Source organism: Sulfobacillus thermosulfidooxidans (genome assembly GCF_001280565.1).
GTDB lineage: Bacteria > Bacillota > Sulfobacillia > Sulfobacillales > Sulfobacillaceae > Sulfobacillus > Sulfobacillus thermosulfidooxidans_A.
This window is the reverse complement of the sequence record NZ_LGRO01000001.1, coordinates 2516619-2539583: the sequence shown is the minus strand read 5'-3', so window position 1 is coordinate 2539583 and position 22965 is coordinate 2516619. Positions and strand designations below refer to the sequence as shown.

The window sequence follows — 22965 nt, the reverse complement described above, 5'->3', positions numbered from 1 at the left end:
CTTCCTTCGGCTCTCTCACGCTAATCCCGTCCCCTCCCGTCGAATTATGGATCGGCATTAGTCACATGCTTGGCCTGTTTACATTTTATATTATAAAGAGGGTTATTGCCTTTTCAGAAAAACCCCAACAATGAGTCGATCGTCAACATGATACGACCTTGCCTAAGGCCATCGAACAATCCATGATGATCACTGATATCATTTTCTTCATCAGACAAAACGGAAATTCAAGGAGGATCTACGGTGCGCTATGATGCTGAAGTGCTGTCGTCGGGTGTAGCACGGGGCCCTTGGACGATCGTGTCTCCGACCATGCCAGAGAGCCAAGAATCTCAAAGCCAAGACTGGAGAAAAGCTCATGCCCTAGCTATTGCCACCCTCGAAAAACTCATAAGGACAGTGTCTCAAGCCAACGAAAAAGACATTATCGAAGCGCAAATGCTCATGTTACAAGACCCTACGTGGTGGACCCGTGTTGAGGAGTTGACTCGCACCCTTGACCCCAAAACCGCTATCAGGCAATCGGCTGAAGAATTTGCTTCATCTCTTGACCAAATAGCTGATCCCTATTTACAACAACGAGCACAAGACATTCGCGACGTTGCGGCACTGTGGATCCAAACTCTCACAAACCATCACACCGTAAGAATAGAACCCGAGACAATCGTTGTCACAGACAAGATGAGTGTGCGAGACATCATAACCTGGGCGCAAATTCCTGTTCTCGGCATCATTGTTGAAGAGGGAAGTCCCCTCATGCATGCCTCATTGATTGCCCAGAATATGGGGATTCCCGTTCTTAAACTCCCTTCCGCGGTAAAAATTTTATCGCATCATTCCTTACCGTCCCAAATCTTATTAAATGCCCATGAGGGTTATATCGAGCTCTTTGATGAAGCCAGCACAGGTCCTCTGGAAGAAGTGAATCCCAATCGCCCTTCTCCCCGTTATGTGGGTCCCCTCAACATTAAAGGGCAATCTTTTGAAATCATGGCGAATATATCCTCTGTGTTAGAAGCCCGTCAGGCCCGGGATTTTGGTGCTGACGGTATCGGACTCGTGCGTACCGAATTCTTTTTCGAAGCGGCTGATCACCTTCTATCCCTTGACGAGCAAGTGGATTTGTACCGGCTTGTACGAAAGAATAGTCCAGGACCCGTCATTTTCCGCACCGTGGACATCGGCAGCGACAAGCCATTGGCCTTTCTCCCCGTAAACACGGAGACCAATCCAGCCTTAGGTCGGCGGGGAGTAAGACTCTATTACCAATATCCGGATTTACTGAAAACCCAACTTCAGGCCTTGCTTCGCGCACAAGACGACTCCCAGCCTGTTTCCGTCATGTTTCCTATGATCAGCACCCTCGAGGAATGGCAATTTTGCCAGCATATGGCACACGAGGTGATTAATGCGTCCAATCGCCCTATGTCATCATTACACCTCGGCATCATGCTGGAAGTGCCTTCTCTCCTTTTTCTCATCCCCGAACTCGCCACACACCATGTTCAGTTCGCCTCCTTGGGGAGTAACGATCTCTATCAATATATGCTCGCCCAAGACCGTGAACAGTCTTCTGATCATCGGAGTTCTGGAACATTCAGTTTCGCCCGAGCTCTGGCCTTTGCCAGTGAACAAGCCCAAGCTTACCATCTTCCCTTAAGTGTCTGTGGACAACTCGCTGCGGAACCCCAGTGGGCTTTGTTATTCGCAGGCCTTCACATCACCCGCTTAAGCATGGCCAGCCCTCAAATTCCCCGCATTAAAGCCTATCTGCGTGATCATATTGCGAGCCCATCCGCATTGGAAGCCGAAGTGAAAGAGGCATTATCCTCTCTCTCGTCTTTTACAAGTTGGATGACTTCCTAAACATTGATCCACCTTCTACTAAGGACATTACTGAAATTGTGGGCTTGATTATCACCGCTATCCCTTAACACTGCCGGCTGTTAATCCCGATTCAATCCGCTGCTGCAAAAACAGCACAATGAGCGCAATGGGCAATGACGCAATAACCACCCCGGCATAAATCTGGCCATAATGCACGTAATATGCATTGCGGAAGTTGACGAGGGCTAAGGGCACCGTATCCATATTGGGACTTTGGATAAAAGACAGGGCAAACAAAAAGTCATTCCACGATAGAAGAAACCCCAAAATGGCGGCGGTAAAAATTCCTGGCAAGGCAATGGGTGCAAAGACTTTGAGAATGGTTTGAGTAATCGAAGCCCCATCCACCATAGCCGCTTCTTCAATATCAACAGGAATTTGACTAAAAAACGCGGTCAAAATCCAGGTGGTAATAGGTAAGGATAAAATCAGGTAAGGCACAATCAAACTTTGGTAGGTGTTCAGCCAGTGTAAATGCCGAAAAACTAAAAATAAGGGGCCGACCATGGCAATTTGCGGAAAAAAGGACACTAATAACACAAAACCTAAAATCAGCACCTTACCCTTAATCGGCATGCGCGCTAATCCGTAAGCCGCCATGGATCCTAAAATGACGGAGATAATTGTGGTCATGCCGGCCACAAACATGCTATTAAGCAGGGGACGCAGAAAGTTTTCTACCGCGAAAATGGCCCGATAATGCTCAAAAGTCCATTGTTGGGGTAACAAACTCGATGTGGGTTGATTAAGGGCAATGCTAGATTCCATTGACGATTTGAATACCCAGTAAAAGGGAAACAGGGAATACAAAATAATAAACACAATAAGAAGATTAAAGCCTGCCCGTCCGAACCATGTTCTCATGTCATGAATCCTCCCCGTTGCCGCAAGATTCGCACGTAAAAGGCCGCTAATAATAAGGCGAGAAGACTAATCACTACGGCAACCGCCGCCCCAAAGCCAAAATTCAAGGACACCATGTATTTGTACCAATCATAGTAGGCAATGACTTCGGTACTTTGTCCAGGACCCCCACCGGTCATCACAAACACGGTATCAAAGACTAACATGGCGCTTAATGTCCGAAAGATCAGTGCCACTAAAATTGCCGGGCGTAAGAGCGGCAAAGTTAAAGCCCAAAACGCCTGCCAACTGCTAGCCCCATCAATTTTGGCACTTTCATAGATTTCCTGAGGTATTGTCTGCAACCCAGCTAAGAGCAACAAGGCAATAAAGGGGGTATTCTTCCACATATCACTTAATATGATAGGAACCCAGGCCAACGTTGGCGAATTAAACCAGACCAGTTGCGATCCCGGCAAATGCAACGCGCCTAAGGCAAAATCCACAAAACCTGAACGGGTATCAAAAAACATTTTCCACAACAAGGCGGAAACGGCTGTGGGTATTGCCCACGGTATTAAAATGGAGGCCCGCACGAGCCCTCGGGCTTTGAATTTGCGGTGAACCACCAACGCCAAAATCATGCCCGCAATGAATTCCAACGTCACGGAAATCACCACAAAAATGCCCGTTCGCAGCAAATCTCCCCAAAAATTGGGGTCGCTCAATAACTGTTGATAATTTTGCAACCCGATAAAATGCTCGGTACCTGGTTCTGTCAACACATCAAAACGTGTTGACAGAACCAGGTTATATAGCAAAGGATAAATCGCAATCAAAGCCAATGCCACAACCGCGGGCAACACCAAGAGATAGCCGACCCTCCGTCGCTTGGCTAAATACGACGTTCTGGCCTGCGATTTGGGACGATGAGGTTCAGGCTTTACCGCGACTTTAGCTGCCATGACCACTCACGATAGCTTCGACAGCCTTTTGCGCTTGGTCGAGTGCCTGCTTCGGCGTTTCCTGACCAGAATATACCGCAGACAAGGCTTCTTGAATTTTCGCCGAAATCTGGGGGTATAACGGGGTGACAGGACGAGGGGTCGCGTCAGCATACACCGCTTCTTCTTGTTTAAACCAGGGCGCTTGGCTGATTAACGAGGATGTATAGGCATCTGTACGGGCTGGGGGATCTCCGGAAATTAACGCCCTTTGGGTCATGGTTTTAGCCGAGGTCAGAAACTTCACGAGTTCCCAGGCTTGTTTGGGATACTTCGTATTTTTGTTAATGACTAAGACATCGCCGCCTAATGATGCTGTGGGCTTGCCTCCTTGAACGGGCGGGGGAGCAAACCCCACTTTATTCTTAACCGCCGATCCGTTTTGTTCGGCCAAAGGATATAAATACGGCCAGTTCGTCGCAAATACCGCATCGCCTGACAAGAACGCCTGTTGGACATTGCCTTCTTCCCAGCTTGTCACAGCTTGCGGCGAAAGTCCCGTTTTGATCGCATTATCCAGCCACGTCAAGGCCCGGATATTTTGTGGAGAATTTAATACCGGCTGCCCCTTGGCATTTAAAAATTCGCCGCCAAATCCGCCGGACACATCTTGGAAAACTGTCACAGCTCCCTCATATTTATTCCCCTCAAAAGCCAGTCCAATTAGTTTAGGATTCTTTTTCATCGCCGCTTTGGCGTCCGAAACTAGTTGAGTAAAGGTTTTCGGAGGGGTCTTAACGAGATCGGTCCGGTAATATAAGCCTTCCACATTAATAAACCAAGGAATCGCATAGAGTTTTCCTTGGTATTCTCCCGCTTTGACCATGCCTGGGAAGAAGTGGCTGAGATTAGGATGAAATTGATTAAGAGGAAGAATCCATTTGGCCGCCGCAAATGTTGGAGGCCATATGACATCGGAAGTAATGACATCCGGTGTACTCGAACCCGAAGTTAAATCCGTCACCAAGGTCTGATAAGCATCGTTCGACGACGCCGAGAGGGTTTCAATTTGCACATGAATATTCGGGTGCAATTTTTCAAACTCCTTCACGGCTTGTTGCGTTGCTTGCGCTTCTGTGCCCAGTCCTTGTGTGGCAAAAACGAGATTAACCGTCTTCGAGGTCGTGGCTTGAGATGAACCACATCCGGCCAGGGTTCCCGTTAACAACAAGGCGCTAAATATGCCAAGACCCGCGCGCCGAACGTGTTTGGATGAGGCCATGTCGTGTTCCTCCTGTTCTCTTGAAAGATAACGAAATATTCGTTATTGTCAGTTCATTTAGTACAAATCAGGTTTGTCGATTTAGTGATTAGTATTTTGAAAACTTGGTGTATTATGGCATACTTTTGGTTATAATTCAATCGTTTCACTGAAACGTTTAACTGTTTGTGGAGGGATCTTATGTCGCAATCCTCTCGCCGGGCACGGATTGGCGATGTGGCCAAGTTAGCGGGAGTTTCTATCGCTACCGTCTCTTATGTGCTCAATAATCAAGGGCATTTTTCCCAAGAAACGATTCAAAAAGTGCATGATGCCGCACGGATACTAAATTATGCTCCCAACGTCCGGGGACGGATATTGGTGCGAGGAATATCGGAAACCATTGGGATTTTGCTGCCCGCCTCGCTCACTCCGAATGGACCCGAGGGCATTTTCCCCACACTCATGGAAGGCGTGATAGCGGCTTGTCAGGAAAAGGGTTACCATGTCATGGTTCTATCGCCCACGATAGGCGACATCGTCTCATATCTAGAACAGGTAAGCCGCTCGGGACGCATCGACGGCCTTATTTTATTTGATGACCCGGGACTAGAACGTTACCGCGATATTTTGACCCGTAATCACCTGCCTTTTGTGGTCTACGGTGCCCATCATGAACCCCATCTCTCGTACGATACGGATTTTGAAGAAGCGGCGCGGATTGCGACACAATATTTAATCGATTTAGGCCATCAGCGCATTACTCTAATCATTCCGGATGAGCTGACCCCAAACATTGAACGGTACCGGCAAGGATATGCGGCGGCCATGGTTAAGGCGCATCTTAATCCTCACGATGTTCTGGCTCGTGACAAAATGAAGGATGATAGCTATCATCTGACCTATGAGCTCTTAACCCAAATTTCTCCCCCCACTGCTTTATTAGTGACAAGTGGCCATGGGGCACTACAAGCCCGGCGCTGTGCCGGCGATTTGGGCATTCATGTGCCCCGCCAGCTCTCGATTATGAGTTTGGAGCCTCTCTCCCCATCTCTTCACATGCATTCTCCGCTTTCCAGCATGGACATCAATCTGAAAGAGGCCGGGTATCAAATGGCCAACATGCTCATTAATTCGATTCAAGGTCAGCCGGTTCATAGCGTGCGCGTCATCCCTCACCTCAATATTCGTGGATCGACCGGAATTCCGGCCATCTATCAAACCCCCCGGACCAATCTTAAAGAACCTGTCCTTAAAGCAGGCCCGACTTTCGCCATCTTCTCGCCCCAGGGGCGTATTGAAATGGAATCCAAACGTCACGGTATCTATTGCTACGATACGCGTATGGTATCCATCTACCAGTGGCGGATTGGAGAGGAGGTACCCGATCCCTTACATTTTGATGTCACGGCCAATACGTTGACCTGGCATTATGTCATCCAGCAAGATGGGATGACCCGGGTTCTTCAGCGCTGCCTCACGCTTCATGCCGACCATTTTACGGATCACTGGCAATGGCAGCATTACGGATCTTTAGAGCCGTGGAACTTGTCATTAAGCATAGATGCTGATTTTACCGATATTTTCGAATTGCGGGGTACCCCCAAAATCCGAAGCGGCATCAAACGCAAGGCATCTGAGAATGAAGAATACCGTTTAGAATATGAAGGCATTGACGGCATTACCCGCGTGCTCCGCATGAGTGCTGACAAAAGTCCGATTCACGCTCTTGACGGCGACTGGAAATGGTGCATCGATGCTCAAGAAACATGCGGCGAATTGACCCTGAGAATTTCCTGGCACAACCCGGTGCCAGAAATTCCCCAAACCCGTCTTAAGAAGGTTAGGAATCCCCTAACACTCGATCCTCACTTTATTTTCGATGAATATCCCTGGCATCTCGTCATCTCCCAAGCCCATCAAGATTATCACATGCTCTTGACTGACTTTGGCCATGGTCCAGTGCCTATGGCTGGACTTCCCTGGTTTGGCACATTTTTTGGCCGCGACGCGATCATCGCGTCCTATCAATATTTACTGTGGAATCCTGTCATTGCACAAAACACGTTATACACTTTAGCCGCCTGGCAAGGCAAAAAGGTCGATCCCACGACTGAAGAAGAGCCTGGAAAAATGATTCATGAAATCCGTCTGGGAGAAATGGCTCGGAGTCGCCAAGTGCCCTTTGCCCGTTATTATGGTTCGGTGGATGTCACGCCGCTGTTTTTAATATTGCTTATGGAAACGTGGAAACGAACGGGCAATCACCACATGATGGCGGACTTAATGCCGGCAGCTGAAAAAGCGCTGAATTGGCTTCTTGGAGCCCAAGACTCCCAAACCGGCTTATTTTCCTTCCAGAACCATGTTGATCATGGACTCGTTATTCAATCATGGAAAGATTCCTTTGATTCAATGGTGTACAGCACCGGAGAACATGCCATTCCTCCTTTGGCAGTGAGTGAGGTGCAAGGATATGCCTACCGGGCCCTGATCTTAATGAGCCAATATTACCAATCAACAGACCAGTCTCCCAAAGCTCAAGAATTGCTAAAACGGGCCAAACAGCTCAAACGCCAGTTTCATAAACGCTATTGGTTAGACGAAAAAAGTTATTATGCTTTAGCCCTGGACCATAGTGGCCGTCCGTTAGACGTTTTAACCTCCGATGCCGGACAATGTCTGTGGACGGGTATTGTGCCCCATTCACGGAGCCTGGATGTCGCTAAGATTTTAATGTCACCGGTTTTATATTCCGGATGGGGAATTCGCACCCTATCCTCGGACGCCCTCACCTATGATCCGTACAGCTATCACCGGGGCAGCATATGGCCTCATGATACCGCGCTCATTGCCAAAGGGCTCTCCCATTATGGCCTATGGCCAGAAGCCCACATGCTCTCTTGGAGTCTCCTTCAAGCCGCCAGTCAATTCCCTTATGGCCGCTTGCCTGAACTGTTTTCGGGCGAACCGGCTCCCTTTGGGCCCTATCCCTACCCCGCCGCCTGCAGTCCTCAAGCTTGGGCAGCAGGGGCTCCGTTTTTGCTCTTGCAAGTGCTCCTAGGCATGGATATTGACGTGACCCAAAAAACCCTCCACCTGCATCCAGGCGACTTAGGCCCTTTGGGTCCGACATTTCCTTAACCCCGGATTATTCTATAGACGTCGAAATCCGCCAGGGACGAATTCATATTCACAATCTGCCTAATTCATGGCATATTCGCAAGTCTTCTTAAGATATCCACAACGCCTTCATCATTCACCCTCGCCTAGGAATTCGGGGTTCCAGTACTGATGAAGGCTTCAATTTGCGGCCAGGCTTTCAGTGCGGTTTGACGCCCGATGTCTACAAGATGATCATAATCATGAAATCCAAAGAACGGAGTGCCTTCGGTAGGAGGACTAATCGTTAAAATCGGATATCCCCGATTTTCCACATCGGATAAGTATTGGGTAACAAAGGATTCGGAGCGTGAGAGAATATCTGCGATGCCCATATGCTCACCATTGACGACAGTTGTCGGCGCTACATTGACAGCTAACACGGGATAGGGGCTCAACTGGTAAGCCCAGTCACTGGGCAAGGTATTGGCAATGCCCCCATCAACATACAAATGAGTGCCCCGGCGCACCGCGTCAAATAATCCGGGCATGGCCATGGTGGCATTAAGAGCCCAGAGCAAATCCGCTTGGGAAATAATCTGCCAGCCCGGCTCAGGAGACTGTAACCCGGTTACCGGACTAAATGCTACCGGAATCATACGGGCAATATCGACTGAAATAATCGTACACGGCATTTTCCAGTCGCCTATGGTCTCAATACCCGGTGCTAAGCGGATAAGGCTTTTCAAAAACTTTTCGGGATTGATGAGACCGGTCGCGGGCTCATGATCATCAGGCCAAATCTCTTCAACCAAACCTTTAATATTCAAGTCGAAAAAATCCCAGGGATGGGTCGTCACGTCCTTGGCCCATGCAATCATGGTAGACACCGGCACCTTGGAAGCCACAAGAGAGGCAACAAGCCCTCCCGCTGAAGTTCCCGCTACCGCGGTGGGCTCAACATGTTTTTCCGCCAAGACCTCTAACACTCCTAAATGTGCGGCGCCTAATAAACCGCCTCCTGACAATGCGAGCGTAAACACTCTATGCCCTCCTCACTCAATCGTCTTGATTCAACGTATGCCGTAAAGAGGGCTCGCGCATCTTGTCTTATGGCTGCTTTCAAAAATTACCTAATTTATTAACAAGATCTTTTTGATTGATGAGCAGACCGCTCATGACGCCACCAACTCGCTAAAACCACTGCCAATCCCAAAACAGGAAGTCCTGCCGCATAAGGAACTTCTGGAAGTTGACCGACAGGCAGTGTTCCCACAGTCGTTACACCACTAACAATATCATCCGCAAAAGATTGATCGTTACTTGGACCCATCCGAAAAACATACTGGCTATTAGAGAAGGATGAACCGGGTCCCACATTATATGGATAAATCTCAAGAGTATCTGACGATGTCACGTTTTGGGGCATCGTGAGACTGTAGGTCGCCGTGGCAGCAACGGATCCCTTTTCATCTTGATCATACGTTATGCCAGTTGCCGGGGTGCTTGATACCAATGTCGCTTGTAAAGGATGATTTGCCGTTTGATCAATCACATTTCCGTTGGCCGCGCGCAGTACAAGGTATATGGTGTGAGGAAATGCATGAACTTCCTGTTGACTAGCATTTGAGCCGGTTCCAAAATCACTGCCATCGGCACTAGTCTGAGTGACGGTCATGGTTAATTGATAGCTCGTGGATGTTCCACTTGGCGTGGCCGTGAATTTTGTGAGAGTAAAATTTGATCCGGAAGATGGTCCAGGAGGCGAAGCCGCCAAAGTCACAGACCCCATAGTGAGCACTCCAAAACATGTCATGAGGGTAATTCTCGTTGTTTTCCTCCCAAGCCAACTAGGCATCCTATTTAACCATAATTTTGCCATTTTTGAGACCCTCCCCGATCATCCGAATGCGCAAATCCCCACTACATCTCCTGAGACACAGTAGGAGTTGTTGACGATGGCATTAATCATAGCGTCGGGCAGAGATTGATACAGTCTTTCAGGATGTCTCACGCGGCGTCGCATAGAGGATTTCGTGGACGAATGTTCCCCAGGCGATCTGAAGCAGGAGATGTCATTTCTCACGTCTAAATGACTCCATGAGAAAAAACCATGCGTGGGTCAGAAGGCACTGTTGAATAACGAATTCTTCATGGTCGACCCATGAAGTTCTACTCTTCTTCTTCATATTGAGAAGGCGGTATGCTATCTTCTTGATTTGTGGAGACGGAGATAGGAACACGCCATGGCCAATAGGCATTGGTGTTAAGAAGGGTGATAGTCGCTGGGACTAACAAAGACCGCACCACCCAGGTGTCAATTAACACCGCAAAACTGAGACCAATAGCCAGGGTTTTCATCACTTGCAAAGGGCTAATTAACAAGGCCAAAAATACAACAACCATAATCATTCCCGCGCCAGTAATCATCGAACCAGTCGTCGAAATGCCATGCCGCACTGCTTGGCGGACAGATTTTCCTTCTTTTAAGGGCTCTTGAATCCGGTGTAATAAAATCACTTCATAATCCATCGACAGACCAAATAGCAAGACAAAGATTAAGGGCGTGATGGAACTGTCCAGCGGCTGAGCTTCAAATCCAAAATGACCTTGTTGCACGACCAAAACTAATAAACCGGCGGTTGCGAGCGCCACCAGCGCATCAAATAGCACACCTAAGACAGCCTGAATCACGGATCCCGTCGCAACAGCCAATACAACGAGAGCCACTGTCAAAGCTGTGGCAATAATCAAGGGCATACGGGCCTTGGTTAACTGATTAAAACTGCGCAAAATCGGCACTTGGCCCCCAACCCCCGCTTGTGTCCCTGCAGGGAGCCACTTGGGAAGATTTTGATTGATATGATGCACCAAATCCGAAGTCTGAGGGTTATCAGGGCCTGTCGTAGCCGTTACATAAAGCACTACCAAATGGGAAGAGTGAGGCGCAGTGAAATTGCTCAAGGCGGTCTTAAGGGCCGGTGGTTGTAAGGAGGGGTGTTGAAATAAGAAGGCCAGTTGTTGCGCTGTTAGACCCACTTGGGTCGGGGATGCCACGCTTTTTACGCCAGGCAACGAGGCGAGGTGGTACGTGAGCTGAGAAATTTGGGTCCAACTCAATTGCTGGGATAAAGATGACGGTAAATTGATGACGACCGCCAAGGGCGCAATGCTGCCCGGACCTAACAGTTGTTGCTCTTTATGAATGGCTTGACGAATGGGACTCGTCACGGGCAGCATACTGGCTAAATTTGCCGGCGTTTGCATGCGAATTTGCGGTCCAAAGACAGCCAGGGGTAAGAGCAAGACCACACTTATCACAATCGACAGAACCGGTTGGTTGGTTACGAAATCGCCCACACGCCGCCACAATCCGAATTGTGGAACACGTTTAAGACTGCCCCAATTAATATGCCTACCCATCACGGTCATAATTGCGGGGAGCAGTGTATGGGTCGCTAAAAGCACCGAGGCAATTGCTATCGCCCCGCCAAGTGCCAATCCTCTCCAATAAGCGTCCCCACCCAGCAGCAAAGCCGCCACCGCCAGGGCTACCGCAATGCCGGAATAAAATACGGAACGGCCAGCATGACGCATGCTTTCGTGCACCGCATCGGGTACATTTTTGCCCAGGGCTAAGGCCAGACGAAACCGGTTGCTAATGAACAAGGCATAATCGATACCCACCCCTAATGCCAAAAAACTCACGATGTCTGTTAAAAAGACAGAAAGCTGAATGTGCGTTTCAATCAACGACACAACAGCCAACGCCAGTTCGGATCCCATCACAGCAATAATTAAGGGCAAGGTGATCGCGGCCAAAGACCCGTATACAAAAAACAAAAGAACCGCCAAAAAAGGTAGGGCGAGTATGCCACTTAAAGCCAAAGTTTTGGAACTGTCATGCGATACGGTTTTTCCTGCGGTATCTTGCGTAACCTCTTGCCATTGCCCGTGATGCTGCCGAATTAAGTGGGTAAACGCATTCACCTCGGCCAGTGAGGTTTTAGGGGCTGGCAAATAGAGCGCCTCATTTGTGGACATGCGATGAAGGCTTTGGCTCGCAATATGCTCTCGGTGAGCCAATAGGGTCACTTGGTGAAAGGACACACCCGTAATCAAAAGCGGTTTAGGCGTCTGGACGGGGTGAAGTCGTGACAGCTGGTTTGTCGCCCACGTGGCACGGGTACCGGGCCGATTAAATCCATTCGCCGTTAAATGTTTTGTGACATTTAACGCCAAAGGCAGCGTCATCGCCAGAACAATAATCCAGCCGGCAATGACAAACCATTTTCGCCGGGTCAAAAACAACGTCCACCCGTTCGCCATCATGTTTCCACCTCAACTAGGCTGAAATCTCCCCATAAAAATAATGGTATCACAATCCCCATAGGCTATTTCCTTGACCTTCACTTTGCAACGATATTTTCCGATGCGCCTTACAATGATGCGGATGGGTAATGCACAAATTTACCGATATTGGTTACACTAATTTATGCATGAAAGATTTTCCTTAAGTCACGTGATTATCGGGTTAAGCATCAGGCTTACGCGACTCTTTTGTGAGGATCAAAAACCCTCACAACGTGATAGCATAAAACAATTCAAGGAGGAATCGATATGGCTCTGGTAGGAAAACCTGCCCCGTCTTTTGATATGCCGGCTGTCATGCCTAATGGTGAAACCGAACATGTCCGGTTAGAACAATACCGTGGCAAATGGCTCGTGCTTTTTTTCTATCCTCATGACTTCACCTTTGTGTGCCCGACCGAAGTCACAGGATTGTCTGAGGCCTATGACCGTTTTCATGAGTTAGATGCCGAGATTTTGGGTGTTTCGACGGACAGTCCTTATGTTCACAAGGCGTGGATGGCACAAAACCCCGATCAAGGTGGCATAGGACAAATTCGATATCCGTTAGCCAGTGACTGGACACATGATGTATCCCGACGCTATATGGTCTATGTGCCCGAAGAAGGTGCAGCATACCGCGGATTATTCATCATCAATCCTGAGGGCATTGTGGAATATGAAGTTGTACATAACCTCAATGTTGGTCGTTCAGTCGATGAAACCTTAAGGGTGCTTCAAGCCATTCAGGCTGGAGGTTTATGCCCTGTCAACTGGACGCCGGGCAAACCGTTGTTGAACCCCTAACAGCCTCCAATGTCTCAAACAAGGATAAAAAGGTGCTGATAGCCAGCACCTTTTTCTGATCGGAAAAATCATGGGAAATACCTGGTTTATCGTTCTAAACATCCCCTTTTGGAGCGTATGCTTGGGTGGAATCTGTAGCCTCTTGTCCGGTTCCACAACCAGCCAATTATTTTTTCGGACACGGCAGCAGAACCGTAACATTACCTAAGAGACTGGCGTTACATTAGTGAAGCAAGTGATCGATGGCCTCGCGGATACGTCGCCACCATGGGAGGCTCGAAGCCCTTTCTTAAGGACTTTGTTCATGGTCTCTAAGGGAACTTCATGAGGTGAATATGATGCCAAGACCCGTAGAGGGCCAGGCACGCTATATGCCTGGTCTTGATGGATTACGCGCATTAGCGGTATTAGCCGTGATTTTTTACCATTTGCAGTGGCCCTTTGCTCCTGGGGGATTACTGGGAGTCAACGTGTTCTTTGTCCTGTCTGGTTATCTCATTACCGATATCTTATTGGCGCATTATGAAAAAACAGGAAACCTCAATCTCCGCCATTTTTGGGTGCGGCGAGCTCGGCGCTTGTTACCTGCCTTGTGGGCTCTCTTGCTGATTGTGATGAGCTGGGTCATTCTCTTTGATCCCCATCAAATTATAGCGCTTCGTCAAGATGTGCTGGCTGCTCTTTTTTATGTGAGCAACTGGTGGTATATCTATCATCATGTCTCATATTTTTCACAATTTGGCCCCCCTTCTCCCCTCACGCATTTGTGGTCCCTAGCCGTTGAAGAACAATTTTACCTGTTGTGGCCTCTACTCCTCTTTGGGCTTTTACGTTTTGTGAAAATACGGCGACACCGCCTTATTCTCATCCTCGGATTGGCGCTAATCTCCGCGGGGCTCATGGCCATTTTGTACCATCCTGGAGCTAATCCTAACCGTGTCTATTATGGGACCGACACCCGGGCTTTTGCCCTCTTAATCGGCGCTGAGCTGGCCTTCCTCTGGCCAAGCCGCCATCTTCCTGTACTCTCTCAACGAAAACGCCATCTCGTTGATTTGCTTGGCCTGTTGGGACTTCTCATGTTTACCGCTATGGTGATTTTCACCAATGAGTATCAACCCTTCCTATATCGCGGCGGTATGTTCATCTTAGCGGTCACGAGCGCGTTTTTAGTGGCGGCTCTCGCGGCTCCTTGGTCCTACCTCAACCGTATTTTAGGAAGTCGCCCGTTAAGATGGCTCGGGGTGCGTTCTTACGGCATTTACTTATGGCATTATCCGGTGATTGTATTGACTACCCCGTTAACCTCTATGGGGACCCCCAATATCCTCCGGGGCATTTTACAAGTCATAGCCAGTATTCTTATTGCCGCTTTATCGTGGCATTTTCTCGAACAACCGATACGGCAAGGGCGGTGGGACAAAAGCTTTCGTCAAATCGTCCATCCCTCCCAGTGGAAGACGCTCTCATACAAAGCCTGGACCGGAGCGATTGTGCTCTTAATGCTCATAGCAGTCGACACCAGTGGAATGAGCGGTCTTTTGTCTAAAACCACAGCGGTGGCAGCAGATCCGGTCACAACCACACAAATCCTTCCATCATCCTCCTCCACAAATCCGGGCACAAATGCACCATCTTGGCAACCGATTTCCAAAACCCTTGTCAAATCCATCTCATCATCCAGTCCGCGACCGTCCTCATCGTCTTCAACGCCTAAGGGCCCATCTTCCGTTGCATCGTCCCAGAGCCTTGATCCGCATCAGGACACGGTCACCGCCATTGGCGATTCCATCATGATTGATGCCACGCCCTATCTGCGGCAATTACTGCCCGGAATTGTGATCAGTGCCCAGATTGGCCGACAATTTATCCAGGTACCGGAAGTTATTGCCCAATTGCGCCAGGCAGGATTCCTCGGACATTACGTGATTATCGAATTAGGAACTAACGGACCTTTTACCTTACAACAACTTGATGCGGTCATCACCTCCCTGGGTCATCGCCAAATTATTTTCGTCAATACCAGGGTACCCCGACCATGGCAAAATATCGTTAATAGCACGCTCGCCCAAGGTGCACAACAATTTCCTCAGCGCGTACACATCGTAAACTGGTATCAAGCGAGTGCTGGAAAACCGTATGATTTCTATCCGGACGGGGTTCATCTCAATCCCCAAGGTGCGGCATATTATGCGTCGTTAATCGCCCATGCCGTAAAAATTTTAGAAGATCGCTCTTTAAAAGGTGATTTAGCTTATCCTTCTCATTGATATGACTGAGCGGTGGTCGCGGTATTTTCGAAAAAAACAGAACACCTACAGACAACATCTCGGGTCAATTCCACCAAATCAAAAAACCCGATAACAGCCGTGCCGTCACGTGAAGGCGCTTTTTAAACCCGACTTCTCTCTAGCCCCTAAGAAGAATTGCGTGACGTTCTAATGTCTCGGAACATTGCGTGTTGTCTCACCATAAATTCTTGATTGACACGATTTTTGGGATAATTCATGATGAATTCAGCACTGATCGGTTGAAAAATCTCATTAGTCTTGCAAAAGGAGATAATAGTGCATGCAATTCGTTACCGGTCAAGGAACAATCTGGTATGAGGTTTATGGTATGGGGCCGTCGGTGGTTTTTCTTCATTCAGCTTTAAGCGATCACAGGCAATGGACAGAACAAATCACCCTATTGTCTCATCACTACCAGTGTATTACTTACGATTTACCGGGCCATGGATTAAGCGATAACGTTCCGGGTCATGACGATCCGGCGGATACACTGATGGCGCTGTTAGATTATTTACAGGTAGACACCGCGACCTTGGTAGGATCCTCTTTAGGGGGCGCAATATCAATCCACGCGGCAATTCATTACCCCCATCGAATCCGCTCGATTGTCTTATTAGGTAGCGGACTCTTTGGGTATCAACCGGAGCTTCATATCCCGGAACCATCCATCTACAAGGAATATGAAGCGGCCTTAGCCACCCGTGATACCGAGCAACTTCTCAACCTGGCGGAGGCCATTTGGCTGATTGGCCTTAAAGGCCGTAAACAGGATGTATCTGAGGATCATCGCGAATTGTTTCGTCTGATGTACCGGGATTTTCTCAATAATCACCCTGAGGGCTTTGCTTCCTATCTTGATATAGATGATACTCACGCAGTCGAAAATCTTACCATGCCTGTCATGGTCGTTGTCGGGGACCATGATACGGCCTTTTGCTGGGCGGTCAGCGATTATTTAGAACAGACATTAGCGCAAATTATCACTGTTCGTATACCCAATGCCGCACACTTTCCTAACCTGTCCAAACCCCAAGAGATTACCGAACTGCTTTTGGGATTCCTCAAAAAGATCTACCCATAACGGTGTGTGGAAAGTTTTCATGGACCAAACGATAAATCCAAAGGGTGATCACTCCATAGCACTCGACGAACAGATTCATCCCTTGGGGTCCATGTTCTAGTCAATTCGTCCAATAATTCCTCCCGTAAACCAAATTGGTCGCGACGCATCTTAAGAAATTGGAGGCACCCCGGATGATTTTTCAGACTCACGATGCCGATGTTCATTTAGTCAATCCCTCGGATCCTAAAGAAATTGAACAGTTAGTTCATGTATATAATTCCCACACCCTTTTTATCCAGACACATCTCGGAAAGAATGGGATAAATCGGCAATGGATGACCGATGAAATTCATTTCATGAAAGAAGCTGGATTTTGGTCCTGTAAAGTGGTAAACAGAGCATCTCAGGACATTACTGGACTGATCGATTTCAAGCCGGATATCGAATCGTATTTATCCCTGCTGATGATTCATCAAAACTTTGCTCATCAAGGATTAGGTCAACAAATTTATCAGGCGCTGGAAGATTACTTAATTTCTTCTTACGAGACTCGTTGTATCCGCATCGACCTCGTCAAAGACTACAGTGACCGGGTTATGAATTTCTGGATTCGCAACGGCTTTCATCTCGTCGATAACATCTGGTTGACTTGGGGAACGAAGTCCATGCCAGCCATGGTCATGAAAAAATCCCTGTGAACAAATCAATTATCCACACGACCAATTCTTTCGCATCCTTTGGGCTTTCGGGAGCTTTATCATCATGAAGGTGAATCTTCTGTTTGAAAAAACCGCCCGCACGCATTCCCCTTATTAAGCATGAAATCACCAAAAAATACGAGGTTCTACAGGCATTTTTAACGTCTTAGGTTTGAGGACCCCATTCGTGGAAACATCTATATCATTTTCAACGTTGTCGACTTTCTCGTATTTTTTGAGCGTTGTTCAATGTTGCTTTCCATTTATTGTTTGAGGCAGGGCCACGAATCTCAGACGGTTATAATAAAATGAAGGTTCATCAACCACATTGCCAGCATCGATTTTTTAGGTTCTATCACCCATTTGTGAAGTTTCCCATCCTCGGCAATTTTATCCGCCTTCCCCCAAATACCAAAAGTTCATTCATCATGGTTATAAACCCTATCGCTCAACGTTTGTAAGATAGGAGGAGAGGTTATGACCCTAAAGCGAAAAATGCCCCGTCATATGCCAGACGTAGACTGTTTATACGCCGAGCAATTCGACAAACTGGTTCGCTATGCCCAATTCCTATTAGGGAATAATCGTCATAGTGCAGAAGATGTCGTACAAGAAGCGTTTACGCGCTTAATTCATCAACCTTTAAAAGACTATCGAAATACTCCCGCTTGGCTCCGGACCGTCGTGACCCATTTGTGTTTTGACCGGCTGCGAGAAATAAATAAACACCAAGAGCATTCGCAAATTTTGGACGCGGCTAGTCCTTCTGCCGAAGATTTATCTCTTCAGGAATTGGATCGGCAGCTCCTTAAAAAAGCTTTGACCCAGTTATCCTCCCGGGATCAAGAAATTTTATGGCTCAGACACAATGGATACCGATATAAAGAGATTGCCCAAAAAATGGGCATTGATTCTGCCCAGGTCGGCATGGTGTTGTTACGCGCGTTAAAAAAATTGCGACAAGCCTATTACACAGAACAGGAGGGTGCGCATGAACAGTTGTCCGCTCGACCAGCAGTGGCTCGAGTTCCTCGACCACGAAACAACTGACTTTATCGATGAAGAACTCACAGAACATCTTGCCTCTTGCAGCAGTTGTCAGGCCCGATTGCGCGACATGGCCGTTCTGAGTGCCATGAGTGCTGAAGCTCTAGGTGAAGGAAATTCCCCACACCACTTATGGCTTAATCCACCCATTCGACTTCCCCGCTACAGCCTCATTGCCTCACTCTTAGCTTTATTGCTTATCGTATCCTCTCTCATTCCGTTTAGTCGCCGGGTTCTGGCCAGTGTATGGCAAACGCTCTCTTTTCGCCAGGTCAATGCCTTCCAGCTAACCCCGCAGCAAATCGCCCAGATCTCTTCGCAAATTACCGAAGGAGGACACGTTAATATCCGCCACTATGGGTCCATTACTATGACATCATTAGGCCATATTCAGACCTCTGTAAATTGGCAGTCACTGGCCCAGCATGATCCCACCGTGGCCATTTGGCCTAAATCCTGGCCCACACCCACTGCGACGATCCAGCCGCCTAGCCGTCTGCAACTAACTTTGAATATTCCGGCCATCAATCAATTGTTAGCCGAAGAAGGGGATACAACACGGTTCCCGGCCTCTCTCAATGGGGTTCCAATCGTAATCAAGATTCCTGCCATCACGCAGTTAACTGCACAAAGTCAGAAGCCTTTCATCACCCTCATCATTGCTCACGTTCCGCAACTGGTGATTGCGCCAGACGTTAATGTCAAACAAGTTATTAAAGCTCTTCAAGGATTGCCATTCTTGCCGCCTCCGGTATCGCAAGAATTATCATCGGCGGGTAATCAGTTGGATTCCACGTTGTTCATTCCCACCCAAGCCCCCATTATCCATTGGCATGTTCAAGGCGCGCCAGCCATCATCGATATCATGGGTAATACCGATCAAATCACGTGGATTCGACATGGCGTGCTCTATAACCTGAACTATTCAGGACATCTTTCTCTCAAACAATTTGAAAGGCAGGTCTCTATATGGTTTCCAACGCCATAGAAGCTGTAGCCTTAAAAAAGATATACCGCACACGCACCGCAGTCCACAATGTCAGTCTCATTGTCCGGCCAGGAGAAATCTTCGGATTTTTAGGGCCCAATGGTGCGGGCAAAAGCACGGTCGTCAAAATGCTATTAGGGTTGGTTTCTCCCACGGCGGGCACTGCCCGTCTTTTGGGCCATTCTTACCGGGATGTGCAGATTCGCCAAAAGATTGGATACTTACCTGAACTCTTCCGATATCCTCCTTGGTTAACGGTCTCTGAGATCTTGACGGAACATCAGCAACTGTCCGGCTTACCCCGTGATTCCCAACGAATCGAAGAGATCTTGGATCAGGTTGGTCTCAAGGGACGTTACAGAAGCCGGGTCAAATCCCTGAGCAAAGGATTACAACAACGTCTTGGCCTTGCTATCGCCTTGATCGGGGATCCCCAATTGCTTTTTCTCGATGAACCTACGTCGGCATTGGATCCCTTAGGGCGTCACGATATGGCTGAACTGTTTAAAGCCTGTCGTCAACAAGGACGTACAATTTTTCTTAACAGTCACTTGCTCAGTGATATGGAAAATTTGTGTGACCGTGTGGCCTTAATAGACCGGGGGGAGATTCTCTATATGGGCTCTTTGACCGCGGCCTTAGACAATCAGCATGGTGGTTACCGCATCTATGTTGAAGATTTATCAACACAATGTTTAGACGCACTGCACACTCAGGGGCTAACTTTAACATGGGTTGGACCATATTGGCATTTCCCGCATTCCCGCAGCGATTTGCCGCGTCTTCATCAAATTCTTCATCAGTATGGCACGTTAGTCTATGAGGTGGAAGAGGAAAAAAGGAGCCTGGAACAATGGTTTCGAGAACGACTACACCATGCATAAGAAAAGTTACTCTCTTAAAACATTACAACCACATCTGAAGGACGGGAAGATTTCATGTACAATCTTCGCTTAATTATTGCCATGACCGTTAAAGAACTCATTCGGCGTAAAACGCTGCCCATTCTCATCGCCATGACTTGCCTCTTTCTTATCGTCTTTGACCTGGAAATTCAGCAACAGCGTATCTATTCAGCCGCTACCAATCCCTTAGGCAATCTCACCACCCTCTTCGGAGATAAGCTTTTAGCAGCATTTTTTATGAACTTGGTCATTGCCTTTATTGGTATTTTCATTGTGGCGGGATTCATTCCTAATGACATCGATAACGGTACCTTGTTTGTGGTTTTGGCGCGCCCCATTAAACGCTGGCAACTCATAGTGGGCAAATGGCTTACAGTCGCTTTCCTGGAGTTGCTGTATTTGCCTTTAGTGATCGTTACGGTCCAAGAGATAATCGTCTCCCATTTCCCGGGTGCCGCGTTGAATATTCCCACGCTCATGCAATTGCTTGCAGCGTTTATCACTGAAGCCTGGGTGATTAACATATTAGCCCTCTTCAGCTCCATCGTTTTGCCTCACATCACCGCAGCCATTATGGTGGGGCTAGCATTTATCGCGAATTTCATCCTAGGATCCATCGCGCCATATTCACCGTCGAATTCTTGGACCCACCACCTCTTTGTGCTATTCCAATTCCTTCTCCCAACCGATGACTTATATCGGCGTGCTTGGTATGAATGGAATGGTGGGGCCTCCAATCCTTTAATATTGACCGGAGGGCCTTTTGGGGGGAACCATCCTGTGCCCGTTGCCATTGTCATTTATGCCCTATTTTACATAGCCAGCACACTGTGGCTGTCATGCACCGTGTTTGACCATCTTGATTTTTAGGTGTGACGTAAATCGGCCGCTACAGCCAAGAATTCTAATCTCAGCAGACAATCGTCCACAAAATGGTACGTTGTGCAAATAGTGATGCAATTATAGAGCAGCCAAGAATAACATGGCCAATATACTCAAAGAACTAAGCCTGTTTTCGGTTCATATGAAACATCCACCAAAAAATCAATACCAACACCAGTTCAGTGAGTGAAAAGGGCGTGATTAAAGGGGAGCCAAATGATGGTTGCAAAACTGAAATCATAAGCAAAGGGATTGCCACTATCACAGAGATCAGGGGACCTAGCCAAAGCGCAACTCTTTTTGAGGCATAGCCATTAGGCTGACCATTTAAACCAAAATGGGTGGCCACGCGTTCGGGCAGATAGGGGGCATAATGCCGACTGATCAACAGTTGTATCGCCACCGCTACGATCATCACCATAATAATCAGAATCATTCCATATGGATTGGATGGTTGAATAGCTACCGCAGTCAAAGGTATATGGTTTGTTGTCTTTAAAGCGTAGGGCAACTTCGAGATTCCGGGCGATGAAAGCAATATGGTCTCGGTGGGGGAAAGGATGACAAGAACCGGGAAATCTCCGTATTCAAAGACCCACGCGGATCGCCCATTTGCCAATACAAATCGTCCAGCATGGTAAGATCCTGTGCTCGTACCAATGATACGCTCCTCAAGAGCATAGGATCCGTGATGATTCACCCACAAGGTATGCACATCGCTTGCTGCCACTTTGACCGTGCCGACTCCCGTATCGACCGTTAAAATACCCCTTTGCAACGACCACCCGGTTCCTTGAGTCGACAAAGAAAGGGACAGACCAAAAATGACCATGACAAGCCCGAATACGACGAGAAACACTGTGATGCTTTTGGCGTTTTTATAAGAAGACCCATGTCGCCAATATAAAATAGCACTGATAGCGGCCATCGCAAATATTATGAGAGCTGGAAGAAAGATCCATGGCCCGGTGACTCGTAACGCTTCAGCATAGGTTAGGCGAAAATTCATGAGACAAACTCCTTTCCCTGTCCCTTCTCATCATCAGCATACTCCAGGCAATAATGCCCAAGGAGCGTCGTAAAAAATGTCACCTGAAATTAGGTCGCCAGGCTCCATATTTTGTCTAAGAATGGTTTTTAACCTGAAACTTCCCTGAAATTCAATGGATTTATCAGTGAGATGCAATTCGATCTGCTATTATCGGTAATGCCATACGCTCATCCCAATCAAGTACTTGTTTGCGTATGAACTTTGCCAAGGGGCGGATGCTGTGGACGGTCATTCTAAGTTCGATACACGTTTTGTTGTTTGGTTTACGGGATTGTCGGGAGTTGGTAAATCAACACTAGCGCAAGGACTCGCTTCCCGTTTAAGAACGTTAGGTTATCCCACGACCGTATTAGATGGGGATATTCTGCGAAAGGGCTTATGCCAAGACTTGGGTTTTTCTCCGCAAGATCGGCACGAAAATATTCGCCGTGCTGGACATGTGGCCAAAATTTTAGTGGATGCGGGCGTCATCGTGCTGTCCGCCTTTATTACACCGTTTGAAAAAGATCGCCAAATGCTGCGCCAATTATTTTTACCGGAACAATTCATTGAAGTCCATGTCGACTGTCCATTAGAAATTTGCCAACAACGCGATCCCAAACGGCTCTATCAAAAGGCGCAAGCAGGGCTTGTCCCTGAATTTACCGGAATTTCTTCACCCTACGAACGGCCGATCCGACCCGATCTTCGCATTCCTACCGACCAATTAGACGTGATACAAAGTTTAGATGTTCTTTGGCAATTTTTACAGGGGCGCTATCCTCTGATATCACCAAGGCCGTGTTGACATGAAGGCGCTCTTGATAACAGGCAAAATGCCCCTATAAACAAAAGGCTTATTGGAGG

General features: G+C 47.9%; 18 protein-coding genes. 11 read left to right on the top strand and 7 right to left on the bottom strand.

The genetic code is table 11. The annotated features are described in order from the left end of the window. Positions 1–243: 243 nt before the first annotated feature. A complete protein-coding gene (locus tag AOA63_RS12370) occupies positions 244–1866 on the top strand; it encodes a putative PEP-binding protein (RefSeq protein WP_053959985.1) in 1623 nt (540 codons plus the stop codon). A 57-nt stretch (positions 1867–1923) separates the two neighbouring features. Here the strand turns inward: AOA63_RS12370 and AOA63_RS12365 are convergent, their stop codons facing one another. From AOA63_RS12365 to AOA63_RS12355, 3 genes are read right to left on the bottom strand one after another with little or no spacing between them, the layout of a single operon-like run. Next, the gene (locus AOA63_RS12365) at positions 1924–2751 is read right to left on the bottom strand and encodes a carbohydrate ABC transporter permease (protein ID WP_053959984.1); all 828 of its coding nucleotides are present in this window, start codon (positions 2749–2751) and stop codon (positions 1924–1926) included. Beyond that, the gene (locus AOA63_RS12360; protein ID WP_242848328.1) at positions 2748–3695 is read right to left on the bottom strand and encodes a carbohydrate ABC transporter permease; all 948 of its coding nucleotides are present in this window, start codon (positions 3693–3695) and stop codon (positions 2748–2750) included. Before AOA63_RS12360 ends, AOA63_RS12365 begins: the two co-directional genes overlap by 4 nt. After that, complete coding sequence (locus tag AOA63_RS12355; protein ID WP_053959982.1) at positions 3685–4956, bottom strand: ABC transporter substrate-binding protein; 1272 nt, start codon at positions 4954–4956, stop codon at positions 3685–3687. The genes AOA63_RS12360 and AOA63_RS12355 overlap by 11 nt, the downstream gene beginning before the upstream one ends. Positions 4957–5136: 180 nt before the next feature. Here AOA63_RS12355 and AOA63_RS12350 point away from each other — a divergent pair, with 180 nt between their 5' ends. Continuing rightward, on the top strand, positions 5137–8079 hold the full coding sequence (locus AOA63_RS12350) for a substrate-binding domain-containing protein (protein ID WP_053959981.1): 2943 nt from the start codon (positions 5137–5139) through the stop codon (positions 8077–8079). Positions 8080–8204: 125 nt separating this feature from the next. Here the strand turns inward: AOA63_RS12350 and AOA63_RS12345 are convergent, their stop codons facing one another. The 3 genes from AOA63_RS12345 to AOA63_RS12335 all read right to left on the bottom strand — a co-directional run bounded on the left by AOA63_RS12345 (position 8205) and on the right by AOA63_RS12335 (position 12369). Then, positions 8205–9080 carry a patatin-like phospholipase family protein gene (locus AOA63_RS12345; protein WP_053959980.1) on the bottom strand — a complete coding sequence of 292 codons (876 nt, stop codon included), beginning with the start codon at positions 9078–9080 and terminating at the stop codon, positions 8205–8207. 98 nt (positions 9081–9178) lie between these two features. Beyond that, positions 9179–9829, bottom strand: a complete 651-nt coding sequence (locus AOA63_RS12340; protein ID WP_053959979.1) for a hypothetical protein — start codon at positions 9827–9829, stop codon at positions 9179–9181. Positions 9830–10209: 380 nt separating this feature from the next. Continuing rightward, entirely contained in the window at positions 10210–12369 is a 2160-nt protein-coding gene (locus tag AOA63_RS12335) for an MMPL family transporter (RefSeq protein WP_242848327.1), read from the bottom strand. Between the two features lie 288 nt (positions 12370–12657). Here AOA63_RS12335 and AOA63_RS12330 point away from each other — a divergent pair, with 288 nt between their 5' ends. The 8 genes from AOA63_RS12330 (at position 12658) to AOA63_RS12295 (ending at position 21056) form a co-directional block, all read left to right on the top strand. Beyond that, entirely contained in the window at positions 12658–13194 is a 537-nt protein-coding gene (locus tag AOA63_RS12330) for a peroxiredoxin (RefSeq protein ID WP_053959977.1), read from the top strand. A 335-nt stretch (positions 13195–13529) separates the two neighbouring features. Continuing rightward, complete coding sequence (locus AOA63_RS12325) at positions 13530–15464, top strand: acyltransferase family protein (RefSeq protein WP_197648394.1); 1935 nt, start codon at positions 13530–13532, stop codon at positions 15462–15464. A gap of 301 nt (positions 15465–15765) precedes the next feature. After that, positions 15766–16566 carry an alpha/beta fold hydrolase gene (locus tag AOA63_RS12320; RefSeq protein WP_053959975.1) on the top strand — a complete coding sequence of 267 codons (801 nt, stop codon included), beginning with the start codon at positions 15766–15768 and terminating at the stop codon, positions 16564–16566. 173 nt (positions 16567–16739) lie between these two features. After that, positions 16740–17246 (top strand): GNAT family N-acetyltransferase, encoded by a 507-nt coding sequence (locus AOA63_RS12315; RefSeq protein WP_053959974.1) that lies wholly within the window; start codon positions 16740–16742, stop codon positions 17244–17246. Positions 17247–17723: 477 nt separating this feature from the next. Further along, positions 17724–18296 (top strand): sigma-70 family RNA polymerase sigma factor, encoded by a 573-nt coding sequence (locus AOA63_RS12310; RefSeq protein WP_053959973.1) that lies wholly within the window; start codon positions 17724–17726, stop codon positions 18294–18296. After that, entirely contained in the window at positions 18238–19281 is a 1044-nt protein-coding gene (locus tag AOA63_RS12305; RefSeq protein ID WP_053959972.1) for a hypothetical protein, read from the top strand. The genes AOA63_RS12310 and AOA63_RS12305 overlap by 59 nt, the downstream gene beginning before the upstream one ends. Further along, positions 19263–20165, top strand: coding sequence for an ABC transporter ATP-binding protein (locus tag AOA63_RS12300; protein ID WP_053959971.1), 903 nt, complete (start codon positions 19263–19265; stop codon positions 20163–20165). The genes AOA63_RS12305 and AOA63_RS12300 overlap by 19 nt, the downstream gene beginning before the upstream one ends. A 54-nt stretch (positions 20166–20219) precedes the next feature. Beyond that, entirely contained in the window at positions 20220–21056 is an 837-nt protein-coding gene (locus tag AOA63_RS12295) for an ABC transporter permease (protein ID WP_053959970.1), read from the top strand. Positions 21057–21189: 133 nt separating this feature from the next. Here the strand turns inward: AOA63_RS12295 and AOA63_RS19985 are convergent, their stop codons facing one another. After that, the gene (locus AOA63_RS19985; protein ID WP_053959969.1) at positions 21190–22077 is read right to left on the bottom strand and encodes a DUF1648 domain-containing protein; all 888 of its coding nucleotides are present in this window, start codon (positions 22075–22077) and stop codon (positions 21190–21192) included. Between the two features lie 262 nt (positions 22078–22339). On the opposite strand from AOA63_RS19985, the gene cysC reads away from it, so the two are divergent. Next, entirely contained in the window at positions 22340–22906 is a 567-nt protein-coding gene (gene cysC, locus AOA63_RS12285; protein ID WP_053959968.1) for an adenylyl-sulfate kinase, read from the top strand. The last annotated feature ends 59 nt before the right edge of the window (positions 22907–22965 follow it).